The organism is Gammaproteobacteria bacterium (assembly GCA_011682695.1).
Lineage (GTDB): Bacteria > Actinomycetota > Acidimicrobiia > Spongiisociales > UBA4744 > BMS3Bbin01.
In genome coordinates this window covers 1-16,352 of sequence record JAACED010000011.1, presented here as the reverse complement: position 1 = coordinate 16,352, position 16,352 = coordinate 1, and the positions used below count along the sequence as shown (strand labels likewise).

General features: G+C 62.1%; 15 protein-coding genes and 1 tRNA gene. 8 read left to right on the top strand and 8 right to left on the bottom strand.

Annotated features, from left to right (window positions below):
- Positions 1-11 precede the first annotated feature (11 nt).
- Positions 12-791: an alpha/beta fold hydrolase gene (locus GWP04_03260; protein NIA24567.1), complete on the bottom strand. Its 780-nt coding sequence runs from the start codon at positions 789-791 to the stop codon at positions 12-14.
- Positions 788-1,717: an EamA family transporter gene (locus GWP04_03255; protein NIA24566.1), complete on the bottom strand. Its 930-nt coding sequence runs from the start codon at positions 1,715-1,717 to the stop codon at positions 788-790. The genes GWP04_03260 and GWP04_03255 overlap by 4 nt, the downstream gene beginning before the upstream one ends.
- Positions 1,718-1,947: 230 nt before the next feature.
- Here GWP04_03255 and GWP04_03250 point away from each other — a divergent pair, with 230 nt between their 5' ends.
- The gene (locus GWP04_03250) at positions 1,948-3,138 is read left to right on the top strand and encodes an amidohydrolase family protein (protein ID NIA24565.1); all 1,191 of its coding nucleotides are present in this window, start codon (positions 1,948-1,950) and stop codon (positions 3,136-3,138) included.
- Between the two features lie 3 nt (positions 3,139-3,141).
- On the opposite strand, the gene GWP04_03245 is transcribed toward GWP04_03250, so the two are convergent.
- Positions 3,142-3,858 carry an MBL fold metallo-hydrolase gene (locus GWP04_03245; protein NIA24564.1) on the bottom strand — a complete coding sequence of 239 codons (717 nt, stop codon included), beginning with the start codon at positions 3,856-3,858 and terminating at the stop codon, positions 3,142-3,144.
- Positions 3,859-3,921: 63 nt separating this feature from the next.
- Positions 3,922-5,202: a methyltransferase domain-containing protein gene (locus tag GWP04_03240; protein NIA24563.1), complete on the bottom strand. Its 1,281-nt coding sequence runs from the start codon at positions 5,200-5,202 to the stop codon at positions 3,922-3,924.
- Positions 5,203-5,261: 59 nt separating this feature from the next.
- On the opposite strand from GWP04_03240, the gene GWP04_03235 reads away from it, so the two are divergent.
- Positions 5,262-6,206 (top strand): hypothetical protein, encoded by a 945-nt coding sequence (locus GWP04_03235; protein NIA24562.1) that lies wholly within the window; start codon positions 5,262-5,264, stop codon positions 6,204-6,206.
- A 52-nt stretch (positions 6,207-6,258) separates the two neighbouring features.
- Here the strand turns inward: GWP04_03235 and hflB are convergent, their stop codons facing one another.
- Positions 6,259-8,304: an ATP-dependent zinc metalloprotease FtsH gene (hflB, locus tag GWP04_03230; protein ID NIA24561.1), complete on the bottom strand. Its 2,046-nt coding sequence runs from the start codon at positions 8,302-8,304 to the stop codon at positions 6,259-6,261.
- Positions 8,288-10,666: a CoA-binding protein gene (locus GWP04_03225; protein NIA24560.1), complete on the bottom strand. Its 2,379-nt coding sequence runs from the start codon at positions 10,664-10,666 to the stop codon at positions 8,288-8,290. The genes hflB and GWP04_03225 overlap by 17 nt, the downstream gene beginning before the upstream one ends.
- 178 nt (positions 10,667-10,844) lie before the next feature.
- Here GWP04_03225 and GWP04_03220 point away from each other — a divergent pair, with 178 nt between their 5' ends.
- Positions 10,845-11,843 carry a TIGR03557 family F420-dependent LLM class oxidoreductase gene (locus tag GWP04_03220; protein NIA24559.1) on the top strand — a complete coding sequence of 333 codons (999 nt, stop codon included), beginning with the start codon at positions 10,845-10,847 and terminating at the stop codon, positions 11,841-11,843.
- A gap of 64 nt (positions 11,844-11,907) precedes the next feature.
- The gene (locus tag GWP04_03215; protein ID NIA24558.1) at positions 11,908-12,147 is read left to right on the top strand and encodes a DUF1876 domain-containing protein; all 240 of its coding nucleotides are present in this window, start codon (positions 11,908-11,910) and stop codon (positions 12,145-12,147) included.
- 134 nt (positions 12,148-12,281) lie between these two features.
- On the opposite strand, the gene GWP04_03210 is transcribed toward GWP04_03215, so the two are convergent.
- Positions 12,282-12,974, bottom strand: coding sequence for a hypothetical protein (locus tag GWP04_03210; GenBank protein NIA24557.1), 693 nt, complete (start codon positions 12,972-12,974; stop codon positions 12,282-12,284).
- A 39-nt stretch (positions 12,975-13,013) separates the two neighbouring features.
- Between GWP04_03210 and GWP04_03205 the strand changes: the two genes are divergently transcribed.
- Complete coding sequence (locus GWP04_03205) at positions 13,014-13,772, top strand: TSUP family transporter (GenBank protein NIA24556.1); 759 nt, start codon at positions 13,014-13,016, stop codon at positions 13,770-13,772.
- Between the two features lie 162 nt (positions 13,773-13,934).
- Here the strand turns inward: GWP04_03205 and GWP04_03200 are convergent, their stop codons facing one another.
- Positions 13,935-14,657 carry a hypothetical protein gene (locus tag GWP04_03200; protein ID NIA24555.1) on the bottom strand — a complete coding sequence of 241 codons (723 nt, stop codon included), beginning with the start codon at positions 14,655-14,657 and terminating at the stop codon, positions 13,935-13,937.
- Positions 14,658-14,736: 79 nt separating this feature from the next.
- On the opposite strand from GWP04_03200, the gene GWP04_03195 reads away from it, so the two are divergent.
- The 3 genes from GWP04_03195 (at position 14,737) to GWP04_03185 (ending at position 16,262) form a co-directional block, all read left to right on the top strand.
- Positions 14,737-14,810: transfer RNA gene (locus GWP04_03195), tRNA-Val, on the top strand.
- 91 nt (positions 14,811-14,901) lie between these two features.
- Positions 14,902-15,837 (top strand): sigma-70 family RNA polymerase sigma factor, encoded by a 936-nt coding sequence (locus GWP04_03190; protein NIA24554.1) that lies wholly within the window; start codon positions 14,902-14,904, stop codon positions 15,835-15,837.
- A gap of 77 nt (positions 15,838-15,914) precedes the next feature.
- Entirely contained in the window at positions 15,915-16,262 is a 348-nt protein-coding gene (locus GWP04_03185; GenBank protein NIA24553.1) for a hypothetical protein, read from the top strand.
- Positions 16,263-16,352: the final 90 nt, after the last annotated feature.

Below are 16,352 nucleotides of genomic sequence, written 5' to 3'. Positions count from 1 at the left end.
CCTCGTACGGATTATCTGTCCTCAAGCCACTTCAGAATCGTGGCCGCGACCTCCTGCCAGCCGGATTCGAGCATCATGTCGTGCCCCATACCGGACACCATGACCGGTTCCGTTTTATATGCTGCAGCGGTCGCCGCGACCTCCGCCGGAGTGAAGATCGTGTCCTTTTCGGCTCCCATGACCAGCATCGGTGTCTTCACTCTCTCGGGTTTGGGCAGCCGGAAGATCATGTCCAGATAGCCAAGATACGACTCGGCCTGGAGTTGCCGATGGTACGTGGCAACCAGTTCGTCGGGCATGCTCTCGGTGAAAAAAGCCTCCCGGGCGAGTTCAGGGGTGGCAACGATCGGGTACAGGTTCCAGACGAGGTTCGCCTTCAGGAACGCACCCGGGTGGCGTTTGGCGATGCGCAGCGTCGCGCCGAGTACTCCCCGGACCGGGTCGGAAGCCAGAAGCACTCCCCCGGGGGCCGAATGGTCCTCGAGATACATCTGCACGATGAGGCCACCCATCGAGTGCCCGATGAGCACCGGAGGGGAACTCAAGCCTTCGGCCACGGAGACAACGTCGGCCACGTAGTCACGCATGCGAGCAACGCGCAGACTCCCGTCGATCTCACTCTTGCCATGACCCCGAAGGCTCAGCGCGTGGGCTTCGTACCCGTGCTCCGCGAAATAGGGAAGAAAGTGCTCATTCCAGCACCAGGCCCCATGCCATGCTCCATGAACAAACAGCAGCGGTTCGGGTTTGCGATCCATCACAGGTTCGTGCGTGATGACCTCGAGTTTCATGTCGTCCTCCTCGACCGCAGGCTATCAACATCCAGGACGCCGCGTTGAACGGTCGCTCCGCGCGCCGAGATCGACAGCACTCCTATGATCACCATCACCACCCCCGCGGCCTGGATCCACGACATTGTCTCCGCGAAGAACAGCCGGCCCCACAGCAACGCCGCCACCGGCTGGATGAGCAACAGGACCGAGGTCTCCAGAGCGGGCAGCTTCGGCAGTGCAGTGGCGATCAACAGCCATCCGACGACCTGAGAGACGATTGCCAGCAGCGCGAGCCAGCCGTGTGCAGGCCACGTCGGCACGAATGAAACGGTTCCAAACATCGCTCCCAACGCGAGGGAGCCAACAGCGGTTCCGATCGTCGCGTCCAGAAGCGGGCCGGCCGGTGGAGCGTCGTGGCGCCGTGTAGCCGAGCGAAACACGATCAGAAACGCGGCATACGTGATCCCGGTGGCGGCGCCCAGAATGACGCCGAGGGTCGGATTCGATCCATAGGCGTCGTCACGGCCAAGCCCCGACACGAGGACCAGCCCCGCGATGACGACGGGACCGATCCAGAACGTGGCCCTCGACGGACGCTCTCGCCACACCAACCAAGCCGCCAGTGCGACAAAGATGACCTGAGCATTCGCCAGTACCGTCGCAAGACCCGCACCGACCATCTCGATCGAGTGGTGCCAGATGGTCAAGTCGAGAGCAAGGAGAAGGCCTGCGCCTACGGCGATCCATCGAGACTCTGAGACACGCTGATCCCGATCCCGGCGCCACCACCACACCACGGCAAGGATCGGAATGGCGTAAACGGCGCGAAAGAAGGCAGCCGTGGAAGGTGAAACCTCCGCTGCTCGCACCAGGATCGCCGAGAACGAGATACAGACAACACCGACCGTGGCACCAATCCGAGTCGTGGAGGCCGCTTTCTGCATCGGGTGAGCCTAGGAGGCTCGCTTCGCTCGCTGTACCTGGTACCTGGTAACTGGTATTTCGTACCTCATATTTCGTATCGCGACCTATCAGGCACCAAGACCGCAGAGCGTCGCGACTCCTGCCGGCTGCTGGCGGCCATCGCTACAGGTGGGTAACTTGCGGGCGAAGGAAGAGGTGACCAATGCAGCGTATCGAAGCCGATGTCCTCATTCCCGGACGGGGAACGCCCATCGATGATGGTTGCGTGATCATCGAAGACACCACCATCACCTATGCGGGTCCCGTCGAGGCAGCACCGGCATCCCCATCAGCGACCGTCACAAAGGTTCCTGCGGTGATGCCCGGCATGTGGGATTGCCACACACACTTCACAGGTCTCACGACACCCAACATCGACGAGACTCCCCGAATCCCCCACGTCCTCGCCGGTGTCCGATCCGCCAGAGATGCCGAGGCTGCTCTGAGCGCAGGATTCACGTCCCTGCGCGAAGCGGGAGGCTTCGGTGTGTACCTGGCCCGAGCGGTCGCCGAAGGCACGGTTGTCGGGCCGAACATCTACGCTGCCGGATCCATCCTCAGTACCACAGGGGGCCACGGCGACCTGCACTCCTATCCGCTCGACTGGGTGCTCGACTATGAAGCTTCCGGCGGCTGGCTCAGCATCTGTGACGGTGTCCCGGAATGCCTGAAGGCGACGCGCAAGCAACTGCGCCGCAACGCCAAAGTCATCAAGGTCTGTGCGTCAGGTGGTGTCATGAGTGAGATCGATCATCCCATCCACCAGCAGTTCAGCGCTGAAGAGCTGCACGCCATCGTAGAAGAGGCAGAGCGAGCCGAACGGGTCGTGATGGCCCATTGCCACGGCACACCTGGCATCAGAGCCGCCCTCGATGCCGGTGTCGCGACGATCGAGCACGGCACCTACCTCGACGAGGAAACCGCCGCACAGATGAAGGAGCAGGGAGCGACCCTGGTTCCGACCCGTTTCATAGTCGAGCGTCTCCTCGCCGGAGGCAGAGAATCCGGCATGCCGGAATACGCCTATCAGAAACTCGTCGAGATCGGAGACCGTCACATGCAGGCCATCTCGCTGGCGTATGAGGCAGGAGTCAGGATCGCTCTCGGCACCGACATCGCGACGAGCGGTGCGGACTCTGCCGTGCCTTGGGGCGCAAACGGCGAAGAAGTCGTCTACCTCGCGCGGGCCGGCCTGTCACCCCTGGAAATCATCGAGGCCGCCACCGCCAACGGTCCCACGACGCTCGGGCCCCAGGCGCCGAACTCGGGTCAACTCACGGCAGGCTTCGACGCCGATGTCATCGCGGTTTCCTCCAATCCACTCGATGACATCACCGTCCTTGCAGATCCGACGAACGTCGTCAAGGTGTGGAAGGGCGGATCACTCGTCAAGAACGCGTGAGGCTCACCAGATGCCCACCTGACGGGCCTGCCGGACCGCTTCGTCGATCCCACCTGTCCACGGATCGCCGTGCCCCACGAGCACCGTGTCGATATCCAGTCCCACAAGACGATCCAAGGAAAGAAGTGCCTGCTCACTGTCGTCGTTGACGAAGCTCGGGCCGATTCTCGGGCCGGCCTCTCCGGTCGTGATGTTGACGGTCGCCAGGACATCGCCGGCAAACAACACGTTTCCGGACCGCAACACGCAACTTCCCTTGGTGTGGCCTGGAGCATGGATCACCTGAAGTCTGCCAGGGACGTCGAGAACCTCGCCGTCGTCGAAAGCAGCCACTTCCAGCACCGTCGGAAACGGAAACCCTTTGTGCTTGACGCCGTGCGCAAGGTAGCGCAGCAGGACCGGACGCCAGATCGGCCCCATGGGAAACCGAGCCTTCTCCCGACCGGTGGCAAGAGCGGCATCATCCACATGCATGTGCACCGGAACGCCTCGTTGGGCTCGGAGACGCTCCGAGAATCCGATGTGGTCCACATGAGCGTGGGTCACCACCACGGCAGCGATGTCGGCCGGACTGCTTCCCGACGAGTCGAGGAACTCTGTGAGAAACGGCCAGTACCCGGGCAGCCCGGCGTCGACCACAGTGAAGCTCTCACCCTCCTCTATGACATAGAAGTTGATGAGACTCGTCCCGAGTCGATGCACTCCCGGTGCCACTTTCATGCCATCCTCCTCCGATTCCACCACAGTGCACGAGTTGTATCTGCCTGCGAGCGCAGCGCACCTTCAACACTCATCGTCCTCGGCCATCGCCCACGCTCTGCCGTAGATCCACGGTCGGCGCGGGTCGGCAAGTACGAGCTGGTAGACGCTGATCCTCGCCTTCTCGAACGAAAGGGCGGATCCGGCCATGAACGCCCTCCAGATACGGTAGATGCGCTCGTCTGCTGCGGCAATGGCTTCGGCCCGGTGTCGCTCCAGGTTGGCCACCCACCGACGCAACGTGACCGCGTAGCTGATGCGCAGCGATTCCAGGTCTCGCAATTCAAAGCCGGATCGCTCGGCGACACCGATGACCTCTTCGATCGGAAGCAGTTCCCCGTCGGGGAAGACGTACGTGGAAACGAACGTCGGTTTGATCCGGCCACGGCCACGGCCCCGGTCACGAGTTCCGATCCCATGGTTGAGGAGAACACCACCGGGGGCGAGCAGGTTTCGTAGCCGCTCGAAATACGCTCGCATCTTGATGCGGCCAACGTGCTCGAACATACCGATGGAGGCGATGGCATCGTAGGTTCCTTCGATCTCCCGGTAGTCACATTCGAGAATCGTGATTCGGTCGGTCAGACCTTCACGATCAACCAGCTCGCGAGCCCATGCGGCCTGCTGGGACGAGAGCGTGATCCCGACTGCGTCGACGCCGTAGTTACGGACGGCGTGGGTTACGAGCGCTCCCCAGCCGCAACCCACATCGAGGAGGCGTTGTCCGGAGCGAAGCTGAAGTTTGCGACAGATCATGTCCAGCTTCCTCCGCTGTGCCGTTTCGAGCGGTTCGGTAGGGTCGAGAAACGCAGCGCTCGAGTAGACCATCAACGGATCGAGAAACTGTCGATAGAAGGCGTTGCCGACGTCGTAGTGGTAACGGATGTCCTGACGGTCCCGCCGAATCGAATGTAAACGACCTTGCTTCTTCGGCCGATCCGCATTTCTGCGCCGGCTCTGTCTGGGTAACTTGCGTGCCAGACGAAAGAGCGACAGTGCCGTCGACTTGCTCATGCCGCCCTCCACGAACTCGAAACCGAAGTCCAACAGCGAGAAGATGTCGCCTTCGATATCGACGTCGTCGTAAACGTATGCCTCTCCGGCGGTCAGGTCGTCCGGTGGAATCAGCAGTGCTCGGAGCGCACCAGGATGTTGGAGTGCGATCGTGACGGGAGCGTCGGCCGGCCCGATGCGCTCACCGTCCCACAGTCGGAACGCCAGCGGGTTCCCCGACCGATCCAACAAGATCCCGATAATCGCCTTCGTGGCGTCTTTGGAGTCCACCGTGACTCCTTTGCGCGGCATCTGAGAATACTACCGCGAAGCCCGTACGCGTAGCATGAAGCCCACCGCAAAGGAGAATCATGAGCGTTCGGATTGGTGTCGTCGGTGGACTCAACATGGACATCCACCTGTTCGATGTCAGTGAGAGCCGCAGCCAAGCTGCATTCCGGGCAGGCAACTATCTCGCTCAGCCAGGTGGGAAGGGCGCCAACCAGGCTCGCGCCGCCGCGGTGCTCGGTGCGGAAGTGTTCCTTGTCGGTCGAGTCGGGGATGATGAATTCGGAAGCGATTGCCGAGAGTCTGTTGTCGCGGACGGCGTCAACGCCGAACACGTCCTCGTTACAGAAGGTGTCCGCACCGGTTTCGTGGCAATCCGCCTCACCGACGGCCACCATCAATCACTCGTTTACGTACCTGGCGCCAATGCGCATCTCACATGGTCCGACGTGCAAGCTGCGCTCCCCGTGCTCGCATCATGCAATGTGATCCTGGTGCAGGCGGAGATCCCGGCCGATGTGCTTGCTCGTCTCACAACGTGGGCTGTCGGGCAAGATGTCCGCCTGTTCCTCGACCCTGCACCCCCTGAGGATGTCACGAGGGCTTCCCTGGTCGCAGCCGAAGCCATCACACCGGACCTCCAGGAGGGAACGTCACTGACCGGTCGCTCTTCGACATCGTCCCTCAGCCCGGTGCTCTCCGTGCGCGACCTCCTCGATGCAGGAGCGAAGAACGTGTTCCTCAAACTCGGCCACGCCGGAGTCATCTTCGGCCACGATGACGAACTGTTGCGCATCCCCACCCTTCTGGTGGAGCCGAACGACGAGACGGGTGCCGGTGACGTGTTCATCGCTGCCCTTGCCGTGCACCGTTCCGCAGGCGGCAGCTGGCGAGACGCGGCGAGGTTTGCCAACGCTGCAAGCGCTCTCTCGGTGTCGCGCCCGGGTCTGGCTCTTCCACGCGCGGATGAGGTCATCGAAGCAACGGCAGATCTGCCCCCGGAGGATGAACTGATCGAGGTTCGGTAGCGATCCTCAACGCCGTGATTGCCTTACCGACTATCGATACGCCCGATGGCTCTCACGCTTCGGAACTCGCGATTTCGGACGCCGATGGCCCGAGGATCTCCCGAAGTTCATCATCTTCGACGGTTTCATGATCCATGAGGGCGTCGACGAGGCGATCGAGAGCTTCACGGTGTTGTTCCAGTACCGATAGCGCGACCTTGTGCTGCTCCGCGATGATCGTCTGAATGTCCCTATCGACCTGAGCCTGCGTCTCTTCGCTCACATAGCGTCCCCGGGCCATCTCATAACCGAGGAATGGCGTATCCTCGTCGCCGTCCAGCGAAAGTGGGCCGAAGCTCCCCATCCCCCACCTCGTCACCATTCTGCGGACGAGCTTGGTGACCTCGACGATGTCGGACTCTGCTCCGGTCGTGAAATCCTCGAATACCAACTCTTCAGACGTGCGGCCTCCGAGCATGATCGCCACTTTCGTGCGAAGGTACTCCCGGCTGTAGTTGACTCGCTCCTCCGCAGGAAGCTGTTCCGTGACACCGAGCGCCAGCCCGTGCGGAATGATCGTCACTTTGTCCACCGGGTCCGCCAACCTCGAGTACCAAGCGACCAGCGTGTGACCGGACTCGTGATAGGCGACCAGCCTCTGGTCTTGCTCCCTCATCGGCATGTGACGTTCCGCGCCGAGCGTGACTTTGTCGACCGCTGCGTCGAATTCCTTCTCCCCCACCGTCTCCGCACCGGATTCGGCAGCCATCAGCGCTGCCTCGTTCACAATGTTGGCGAGGTCTGCACCGCTCAAGCCTATGGTCCGCCGGGCCAGCTTGGCCAGATCCACGTCTGGAGCCAGGTGCAGCTTCTTCGTATGAATCTCCAGGATGCCTTGCCGGCCTTCCAGGTTGGGTAGTGGAACCACGATCTGTCGGTCAAACCGGCCCGGACGCAAAAGCGCTGGATCCAGCACATCGGGCCGGTTGGTGGCAGCCAGCACGATCACACTCTGTCGCTCATCGAACCCGTCCATCTCCGTGAGAAGTTGGTTGAGAGTCTGCTCGCGTTCATCGTTCACGGTCCCCAACCCTGCACCTCTGCGGCGTGCCACTGCGTCCAACTCGTCGATGAAGACAATGGCGGGTGCAATGTCCTTGGCCTTCTGAAACAGGTCGCGTACCCGGCTTGCGCCTACACCGACGAACATCTCGACGAACTCGGACGCGCTGATATTCAGAAACGGCACCGAGGCTTCCCCGGCCACGGCCTTGGCCAGCAGTGTCTTTCCTGTTCCCGGGGGTCCGACGAGCAGGAAGCCGCGCGGGAGGCGTGCGCCAACCCGATGAAACTTCTCGGGATCCTTGAGGAAACCGATCACCTGCTGCAGATCAGCTTTCGCTTCTTCCGCCCCGGCAACATCGGCAAAGGACACATCCGGTCGTTCCGTCGTGTACTCGCGCGCTTTGCTCTTGCCGAAACCAAGGAGTCCGGATTGTCCTTGCATCGTTCGCTTGCCCATCCATGACAGCAGGCCGATCAAGAGAACGAACGGAAGGACGTTGATCAGGATGGCGGTCCAGGTTGTGCTCACCGGCGAGACATCGACGGCGACCTCATGGTTCTCCAAGAGCGGCAGCAGCCTGGGATCACCGACGCTCTGGGGAAATGTGGTCTTGAATTCGCTGAACTCGACCGGAGTGGTCGTGGTTGTCGTCGACTCCTTGCCCGCAGCCGTGGTCGTCGTGACACCCGCTGCCGCCTGCACCTCGGCAAGGCTCATGGGTTTGATCAGCTTGCCGCTGATCGCATCCCCTTTGATCTCTACCCGTTCGACGTTGCCGGCACGCACCTGATGAAGAAACTCCGTGTAAGGGAGCGGCGCCTTCTTGGGGGCCGAACCGAGAAACGCAAACGCGTTCCAGATGAGCAGTCCGATGAGGATGATCCACCAGATGGGCGCGAGCTTGGATTGCTCCGGCAAACCGCCGGGCCCAGGGGGCTTCCCAGAGTCTCGAGAGTCGTTCGAGCCCGACGGCGATCGGGGTCGATGCTGGTTTCGGTTGGTCACGCGCTCCCTCAAAGGTTGTATTGTCGCACGCTCAGGCCTCGCAGGCATCAACACGCACGCGCGCGTCGAGTGCGACGGTCCCGTCGGCGCGCGCAAGCAAAGGGTTGATCTCCACTTCAGCGATCTCAGAATGCGCGACAGCCATCGCACCGAGTCGAATCATCACATCGATCACAGCGTCGCGATCAACCCGCGTCTGGCCCCGTGATCCGCCCAGTCGCCGACCCGCCCAGGTATGACCGAGCAAGTAGTCCACGTCGGTGCAGGTAACCGGAGCGAGAGCGAAGGCAACATCACCCATGCTCTCGACGTCCACGCCTCCGGAGCCGTACATCACAAGCGGACCGAACTGAGGATCCCGTACCACTCCGATCGCAACCTCCTGACCATCGGTGATCATCTCCTGGATGACCACTCCGTCGATCCGAGCACCGGGACGGGCGTTGCGGACCTTTGTCAGCATCGTTTCGACGCCAATCCTGACGCCGTCTGCATCAGAGAGCCCGAGTAGCACGCCCCCCACATCGGATTTGTGGGGAAGATCGGGTGAGTCGAGCTTCACGACAACCGGGTATCCGATCTGCTCGGCTGCGGCTGCCGCCAATGCTGCGTTCTCCGCACGCACCGATGGAGCCGTCGGAATGCCGTAGGCGGTCATCAGCGCAGTCACGCTCGACGGGTCGAGCCAGCCGCTCGAATGTGCCAGCACTCGAGCGGCAGCGGCCGCGTCGACCGATTCCGGAATGGCACAAACCGACTGATCGAGGTCAAGGGCCACAGCATGTCGGTAGAGGGCGCCCAGAGCACCTGCAGCTCTCGATGGGAATCGATACTCCGGCACCTTGGCGGCCCGTAGCCTGTTCGCCGCCTCGTCGATCAACCCGCCCCCCATCAGCGCCACTACGACAGGTTTTGAACCCTCATCGATGACCGGAATGAGTGCCTCGACCACATCCTGGGCCGCGTACCGTGGCGGCGGTGGGAGGATGACCATCACTGCGTCGACCGCAGTGTCCTCCAGGAGCACCTCGAGGCTTCGCGCATAGATCTCCGGAGAGGCAGAAGCCAGCATATCGACCGGGTTGTTGGCCGACGCGGCGCTCGGCAGCAGATGCTCGAGCAGCGTTATCGTGTCCGAACTCAGCGATGCCATCCGCATGCCGTACTGCTCGATTGCGTCAGACGCCGCTACCCCGGGTCCGCCTGCATTCGTCAGCACGGCGACACCTGGGCCGGCAGGAAGTGGAAGATTCGAAAAGGCGCGGGCCCAATCGAACATCTCCTCGGTTGACGTGGCCCGCAGGATCCCTGCTCTGCGAAATGCAGCTTCATAGGCGACGTCTTCACCTGCGAGGGCGCCGGTGTGGCTCGAGGCAGCTTTTCGGCCCGCGTCGAATCGTCCCACCTTGAACGCAATGAAAGGCTTGTCCACTGTACGCGCCACGTCGACGAACCGCCGGCCATCGACGATGCCTTCGAGGTACATGGCAATGACTTTCGTCTCCGGGTCTTCTGCAAATGCGTCGAGCATGTCCGTTTCGGAGATGTCGGCTTCGTTGCCGAGGCTGACGAGACGACTGAATCCAAAGCCCTGACCTCGAGTCCAGTCGATCATCGCGGCGCAGATGGCGCCGCTCTGGCTGACGAAGGCGACATTTCCGCTCGGTGGAGGTGGAGGCGGAAGGAATGTCGTGTCCAGCGGAACGTGGGTGTCGATGGTGCCGATGCAGTTGGGTCCGAGCAACCGCATGCGATATCGGGCCGCGATTTCCAGGCACTGTCGTTCGAGCGCAGCTCCTTCAGTCCCGACCTCGCGAAAGCCACCGGACGAAATCACGACGGCTCGGATACCTCGCCGACCGCACGCATCCAGGACCGGCGGCACGGCTGGTGCGGGAATCAGGATGACCGCGAGGTCCACCGGATCGGGAACCTCGGTGACCGATGCATACATCGGCCTGGAGAACAGCGTCCCCTCCTTGGTGCCCACGAGATGCACGGAACCGGGGTATCCGCCTTCGAGGAGATTCCTGACTACCCCAAAGCCCAATTTGGATTCGTCGGCGGTCGCCCCGATCAGCGCAATGCCTTCTGGCCGAAAGAACGCCGTCATCGCCGGTGCATCGCCCACGTCGAGCAATGCTAGTGCCTCGACCGGCAACGCCCGTGATGCCGATGCCGAGCCAGTGGCCTCGCTCGCTTGTTCATGTACTTCGTACTTCGCACCGCGACCCACCCAGCTCCAGGACCGTGGTGCGAGCGTCGCGACTCCTGCCGAAGGCTGCAGCAAAGAGAGCTGGTAGCCGGCTTCCTCACCGAACTCCTTGGCGCCGTGGAGATGCGTGCCGCGTCGTGCTCGGCGCCCGCCGAGCCGCGGTCCAACGAAATCGAGAAGATGCAGGCCTGACATCGAGACCGCTCTCCTGGCGGTACACGTCGCAATCGACACTGCGCCTTGGACCACGGCTCTCCTGGGATGAGATCTCCGATGCCCCCGGGAAACGGAGTGTTCCGGACGATCCCCTCTCCCAACGGTCTTCGACCGGGCGCCTGCTGCGCAACGACTCCGCCGACTACTCTGCTGGGCCATGACACGCTTCGCCTACTTCTGCGGCCACGAGCAATGGCAACCCGAGGAACTGGTCGAACACGCTCGACTGGCGGAAGATGCCGGATTCGACCTCGTCGTGGTCTCCGAGCATTTCCACCCCTGGGTTGACGACACTTCCGCTGCAGGATTTGCGTTCTCGACGATCGGGGCGATGACCACGGCGACCGATCACATCGGTTTCGCCACCGGCGTCACGACACCGTTGTGGCGGTTTCACCCTGCCGTCGTCGCACAGGCTGCCGCGACGCTCGATCGACTCTCTGGTGGCCGCTTCCATTTGGGTGTCGGCACCGGCGAGAACATCAACGAGGGCCCTCTCGGATACTCGTTCCCGAAATATGCCGAACGCGCGGCCCGCATGAACGAGGCACTCCAGATCATGCGCCGCCTCCTCGATGGAGAGACACTGTCGTTCGACGGTGAGTACTACTCGACCAATCGCGCAAAGCTCTACAGCCCCCCGACTGGCAAGGTTCCGATCTGGCTCGCCGCGGGCGGACCGAAGTCGGCTGCGCTCGCCGCCCGTCGGGCCGAAGGTGTCATCACCTCGGTGAAGGATCCGGCCTCGACCCTGGAACACGTCGTCCAACCGGCACGTGCCGTTGCAGAAACCGAGGGAAGGCCGGCACCGACGCTGGTGGTGACCCGTTGGGCCGTGTTCGCCGGCAGCGACGACGAAGCTTGGCAGGCACTGTCTGCGTGGCGTGGGCTTCGCGCTCCGGGGCGTCTGGAGGCCGTCGACCCCGCCGTTCTGCGAGCCAGGGCCGATGATCTGCCCCGGGACGAAATCCTGAGCCGCTATACCATCGCCGCCTCGCCGCAGGACATCATCGATGCCTACCTGCCCCTCATCACGGATCTCGGCGCCGACGTCGTCACCATCCAGATGACCTCAACCGACCAACCGGCGCTCATCTCACTCCTAGGAAACGAGGTCCTCCCCGTTCTCCAAAGGTCCGGTCGGCCCACCTCGTAGGGTCTTCCGTCCCCTTCCATCTGCGTAAACGTTGGGTCACTATGCTTGTGAAAGGGGTCTGCTGATGAGAAGAAGCCTTCATGTGAACCTTCACCTCGAGGAAGACGACATCGAGACCACTGTCCATGCGCGCCTTGACCTCCAGGGGGACCGCTTCGAGTCCTACGGAAAGGCCCGACGCAATCCCGACGACCCCTTGATACCCCTCGTCGGCGAAGAACTGGCCATCGCTCGGGCGCTCGGGTCGCTCACCGCTCAGATCATGGAGGCGGCCCAGGACCGCATCACAGAGGATCTCTCGTAGCCCGCTCGTTTCGATCCCAGCACCTTCGCGGCTCGCTTTCGGTGCTCACGGAGCCCGGTGGAATGACCCCCTACCGGTGAACCCTGGGCTCGTACGTACCCTGTGGGTACCCCTGAGCCCTGGGTTCGGGGATTCTATGGGGCCGTTGCTCCCACATCGCCCAGAAGCCCCCTGATCTGTTCCGCCACACCTGGGGAGATCGGTCCGAGCGGTTGTTGCTGAAGCGCGGCGAGAAGGCTCGGCCTTTGATCTGCGATTGCGCTCCGGACAACGCGAATGTCTGGATCGTCGGGCAGCGTGGTGAGCCACAGACGCATGGGCATAGCCACGGTCGGACCGAACGTCGCAAAGAGGTCGACCCTCCATTGCCCGCTCTCATCTCGCCGGGCGATCCAACGAGTCAGCCCGCTGTCTTTTCTCAATGCCACTTCGATGTTGGCGAACTCGACGCCGTCCACAGTCACCCTCCGACCCGCAGCCACCAACATCTCACCGAGGTCTTCCCGAACGTTGCGCCCATAGGTGTCCTGGAAGGATGCCCAGAAAGCGGCAAGGGACTCTTCTGGAATCCCTTCCTCGAGCATGGCCGTCGCCTCCGACAACGTGGCTCCGTCCAAGGCGATGAGCAAGGCCACCTGCTCACGGTCCGTCAGCTCGCTCACTCTGGAGAGATCGCCGTCTTCGACGGCGGACAGGAGATCACGCAGGGCCCCGTCGGGCGTCGCGGCCCCCAGCAGCGTGGTCGTGGTCGTCGTCGGCTCCTCGGGCGGCGCCGAGCAACCGATCACGAGTGTCACCACGACGACAGCGGCAAGGAAACGCAACATCAGGGTGACGATAGCGCCGGCTTCTACACTCAATAAACCATGTCGCAAACCATCGTGGCAGCACTCATCGGAATCACGGCAGGGGTTGTCAGTGGATTGTTCGGCATCGGCGGAGGTCTCGTCTTCGTCCCGGGCCTCGTCCTCATCCTTGGCTTTGAGCAACACCGTGCCCACGCAACATCATCTGCTGCAGTCGTCGTGACGGCCACCACGGGAGCAATTCGATTCTTCGACGGTGGAGCGGCGGATCTGCGTTCGGGCGGGCTCCTTGCCTGTGGAGCGATACTCGGGGCGCTTGTCGGGGCGACTCTCATGGGCAAGGTGCCATCGAAGCGGCTCAAGGCCCTGTTCGCATTGGTTGCCGCCGTTGCCGCCATCAGGCTCACGCTCGGCGGGCTCGGGACGAGCGTCGGCGTCGACCACATCGAAACCACCTTGGGGACCATGATCGGGATCGTGCTGCTCGGCATGGCAACCGGGACGTTGATGTCGATGCTCGGCCTCGGGGGAGGGCTGGTCTACGTACCGATCCTTGCCCTCGTCTTCGGCCTCGAGCAGCACATCGCACAAGGAACCTCGCTGGTGGCCATCGTTCCGACTGCGGCATCGGCTGCCATCGTTCATTACCGGGCCCATCGAGTAGACCTCCCGATCGCTCTCATCCTCGGAACCGGCAGCATCGTCGGTGTGCTGCTCGGCGCGCTCCTGGCGTTCAGCCTGGCCGGCTCCACGCTCCAGTTCCTCTTCTCGGGGCTCCTCGTCCTCGCCGCAGGCCTCCAGTTGTTCAGGAAGAGCTGAGAGGCCGCCGATCAGCGGACGGCGCGTACATCGACAACCTATTGCGCCTGAGTCGCCCAGCCCGCCCCGCAGTCTTGCGTCAATGCTGCGCCGCGATACGAAATACGAAATACGAAATACCAAGTACGGAATACTTCACTACGACGAGCGAAGCGAGCAGCCCTACGGCACGAGGATGCGACGACAGTGGATACAGCGCGGTGGATCCTCGGCAAGAGCCTGACGCCGTTCGGCCGCCGAAAGCTTGAGATGGCACCCGCCGCATACCCACGTTTCATCGAGGCGTCCCACGGCCACGCCATCCTTGCGCTCGCGAAGATGCTCATAGAGGTCCAACAAGTCAGGAGGGATCAACGTGATCGCGGCCATCTTGCGTTCTTCTCGGCGTGCCAACTCTGCGTCGATACCCTTCCAGGCCTCTTTGATGATCCCGCTCAGACGCTGCTCCTCCGCCTCTGCCGAGGTGAGTTGAACGCGAATGACCGCCACTTCCTTCTCGAGCGTCTCCTTGAGTTCGAGGAGTTCGAGCACCCTGTCCTCGGTTTCCCGTACACGGTTTCGTAGACTCTCCACATCGAGTCGCATGTTCTCGGTCTCTTTGGCGCTCATGCCTCCGGCGTACAGGCGCTGCTCCTGCTGACCCACCTTTGCCTCTGCCATCTCGAGCTCACCGCTGGCTCGGTCGAGGTCGAGGCTGAGCTCACGAAGAAGAGTTTCCTTCTCAGACAGTTGTTTTCGAACCGCTTCCGTCTCGAGATGGGCGCTCTTGTAGCGTTCCAGCTCGGGCAATGACGAACGTCGTTCCAGAAGACGATCGATCTCTGAATCGACCCTCTGAAGCTCCAACAGATCGGCCAGACTCTGGAATTCGCTCATGGCACTCATAGGCGCAGATGGTACACAAGCCTGACAACGCACGAAGGCGCCTCGCCTTTGCCGATCTTGCACTAATCTCCGTCAGCCCGGGCGCTTAGCTCAGTCTGGCAGAGCACCTCGTTTACACCGAGGGGGTCGGCGGTTCAAACCCGTCAGCGCCCACCGATTCAAGGTCAGACCTCTGGCGGCCGACGACCTATGAGTACACGGAGCAAACGCTGAGGAACTCTCACGTCGCACCGAGGAGGCACACGTGGCAGGCAGCAAGCGCCTCGCCGAACGCGATGGTCGCGAAGATACGATCCGATGGTATCTCGAAGAGATCAGTGCCTATCCCCTGCTCACAGCGCAGGAAGAGGTCGACCTCGCCAAGACGATCGAGCGCGGCAGGGAAGCCGCGAAGGCTCTCGAGACCGCTCGCTCCGACCACGATCGTGAGATGGCCACCGCACTCGTTCGGCAAGGAGAGCAAGCGCGGCAACACTTCATCAGTGCCAATCTTCGACTGGTCGTTTCCATCGCGAAGCACTACATGAACGCGACCCTGGGGTTTCTCGACCTCGTTCAGGAAGGCAACCTCGGGTTGATCCGCGCTGTCGAGAAATTCGAGTATCGCAAAGGGTTCAAATTCTCGACATATGCAACGTGGTGGATACGTCAGGCAATCAGCAGAGCCATCGCCGACAAGGGCCGTACGATCCGGGTGCCCGTACATATGATGGACACCATCTCCCAGGTTCGGAAGGCGGAGAACCATCTCACGAAACGACTGGGACAAGCTCCCACTCTCGACGAGATCGCGGATCACTCCGGACTCGAGGTTCGCAAGGTGATCGAGGCACTCAAGGTTGCACCCGAGCCCGTCTCCATCTTCGAACCCATCGGCGAGAATGAGGCCACCCTGGGAGATCTCATCGAAGACACCGATGCCGAAGCCCCTTTCGAACTCGTCGTTCTCAAGATGCGCAAGCAGGATCTTGCCGCGGTCCTCGGCAGACTCGAAGAGCGCGAGCGGATCATTCTGACAATGCGGTATGGCCTCGAAGATGGCACCCCCCGCACGCTCGACGAGGTCGGCAAACGTTTCGATCTGACCAGAGAGCGTATCCGCCAGATCGAAGCGAAAGCGCTGGCAAAGCTGCGCCATCCTGCGAACCCGACCGGACTACTCAGGATGCTTTCTCCGTAGTCGTTCCATGCATCGGTCAACCGCCGGTTCTCTGGCCGGACCGGCGCAGGCTCGCATGAGGTACTAGCTTTCAGTACATGCAGTACATGCACGTAGCGGAGTTTCATATCCTCCCCGGTGCAATGGGACCATTCACCAGCGCCGTGCAGCGCTGGGAACGTGCCGCGCTGTCGGACGCGGATGGGCCCCTCGAGCATCAGGTACTCGTCGATTGCGACAAGCCTTCGCGAGTGCTCGTGCTGACTCGCTTCGAAGACGAAGAGCACGCGCAACGGTTCGCGACCTCGAGCCTGCCAAACCGGCTGATGGCTGATGTCCTGCACTGTTGTGATACCACGATGTCGTCGCGTCGCTACTCCGTGTTCTACGCCGCCAGCAGGGAAGGACACACCACCGTTTTCGGAACAGCGCCAAAGAGCGACTAGGAGACTGTTGATTAATTGGGTGGGTCTGTGGTGCTCGCGATCGCGAGCGTCTGGTGTCATACTGGGGGTATGCAGGGTGTGAACGATCCG

Bases quoted from the DNA above. Each gene is read 5' to 3' on its own strand.
- GWP04_03200 (NIA24555.1), bottom strand. From the start codon at position 14,657: ATGAGTGCCATGAGCGAATTCCAGAGTCTGGCCGATCTGTTGGAGCTT.
- hflB (NIA24561.1), bottom strand. From the start codon at position 8,304: ATGCCTGCGAGGCCTGAGCGTGCGACAATACAACCTTTGAGGGAGCGC.
- GWP04_03220 (NIA24559.1), top strand. From the start codon at position 10,845: ATGACACGCTTCGCCTACTTCTGCGGCCACGAGCAATGGCAACCCGAG.
- GWP04_03245 (NIA24564.1), bottom strand. From the start codon at position 3,858: ATGAAAGTGGCACCGGGAGTGCATCGACTCGGGACGAGTCTCATCAAC.
- GWP04_03235 (NIA24562.1), top strand. From the start codon at position 5,262: ATGAGCGTTCGGATTGGTGTCGTCGGTGGACTCAACATGGACATCCAC.
- GWP04_03225 (NIA24560.1), bottom strand. From the start codon at position 10,666: ATGTCAGGCCTGCATCTTCTCGATTTCGTTGGACCGCGGCTCGGCGGG.
- GWP04_03255 (NIA24566.1), bottom strand. From the start codon at position 1,717: ATGCAGAAAGCGGCCTCCACGACTCGGATTGGTGCCACGGTCGGTGTT.
- GWP04_03185 (NIA24553.1), top strand. From the start codon at position 15,915: ATGCAGTACATGCACGTAGCGGAGTTTCATATCCTCCCCGGTGCAATG.
- GWP04_03205 (NIA24556.1), top strand. From the start codon at position 13,014: ATGTCGCAAACCATCGTGGCAGCACTCATCGGAATCACGGCAGGGGTT.
- GWP04_03215 (NIA24558.1), top strand. From the start codon at position 11,908: ATGAGAAGAAGCCTTCATGTGAACCTTCACCTCGAGGAAGACGACATC.
- GWP04_03210 (NIA24557.1), bottom strand. From the start codon at position 12,974: ATGTTGCGTTTCCTTGCCGCTGTCGTCGTGGTGACACTCGTGATCGGT.
- GWP04_03260 (NIA24567.1), bottom strand. From the start codon at position 791: ATGAAACTCGAGGTCATCACGCACGAACCTGTGATGGATCGCAAACCC.
- GWP04_03240 (NIA24563.1), bottom strand. From the start codon at position 5,202: ATGCCGCGCAAAGGAGTCACGGTGGACTCCAAAGACGCCACGAAGGCG.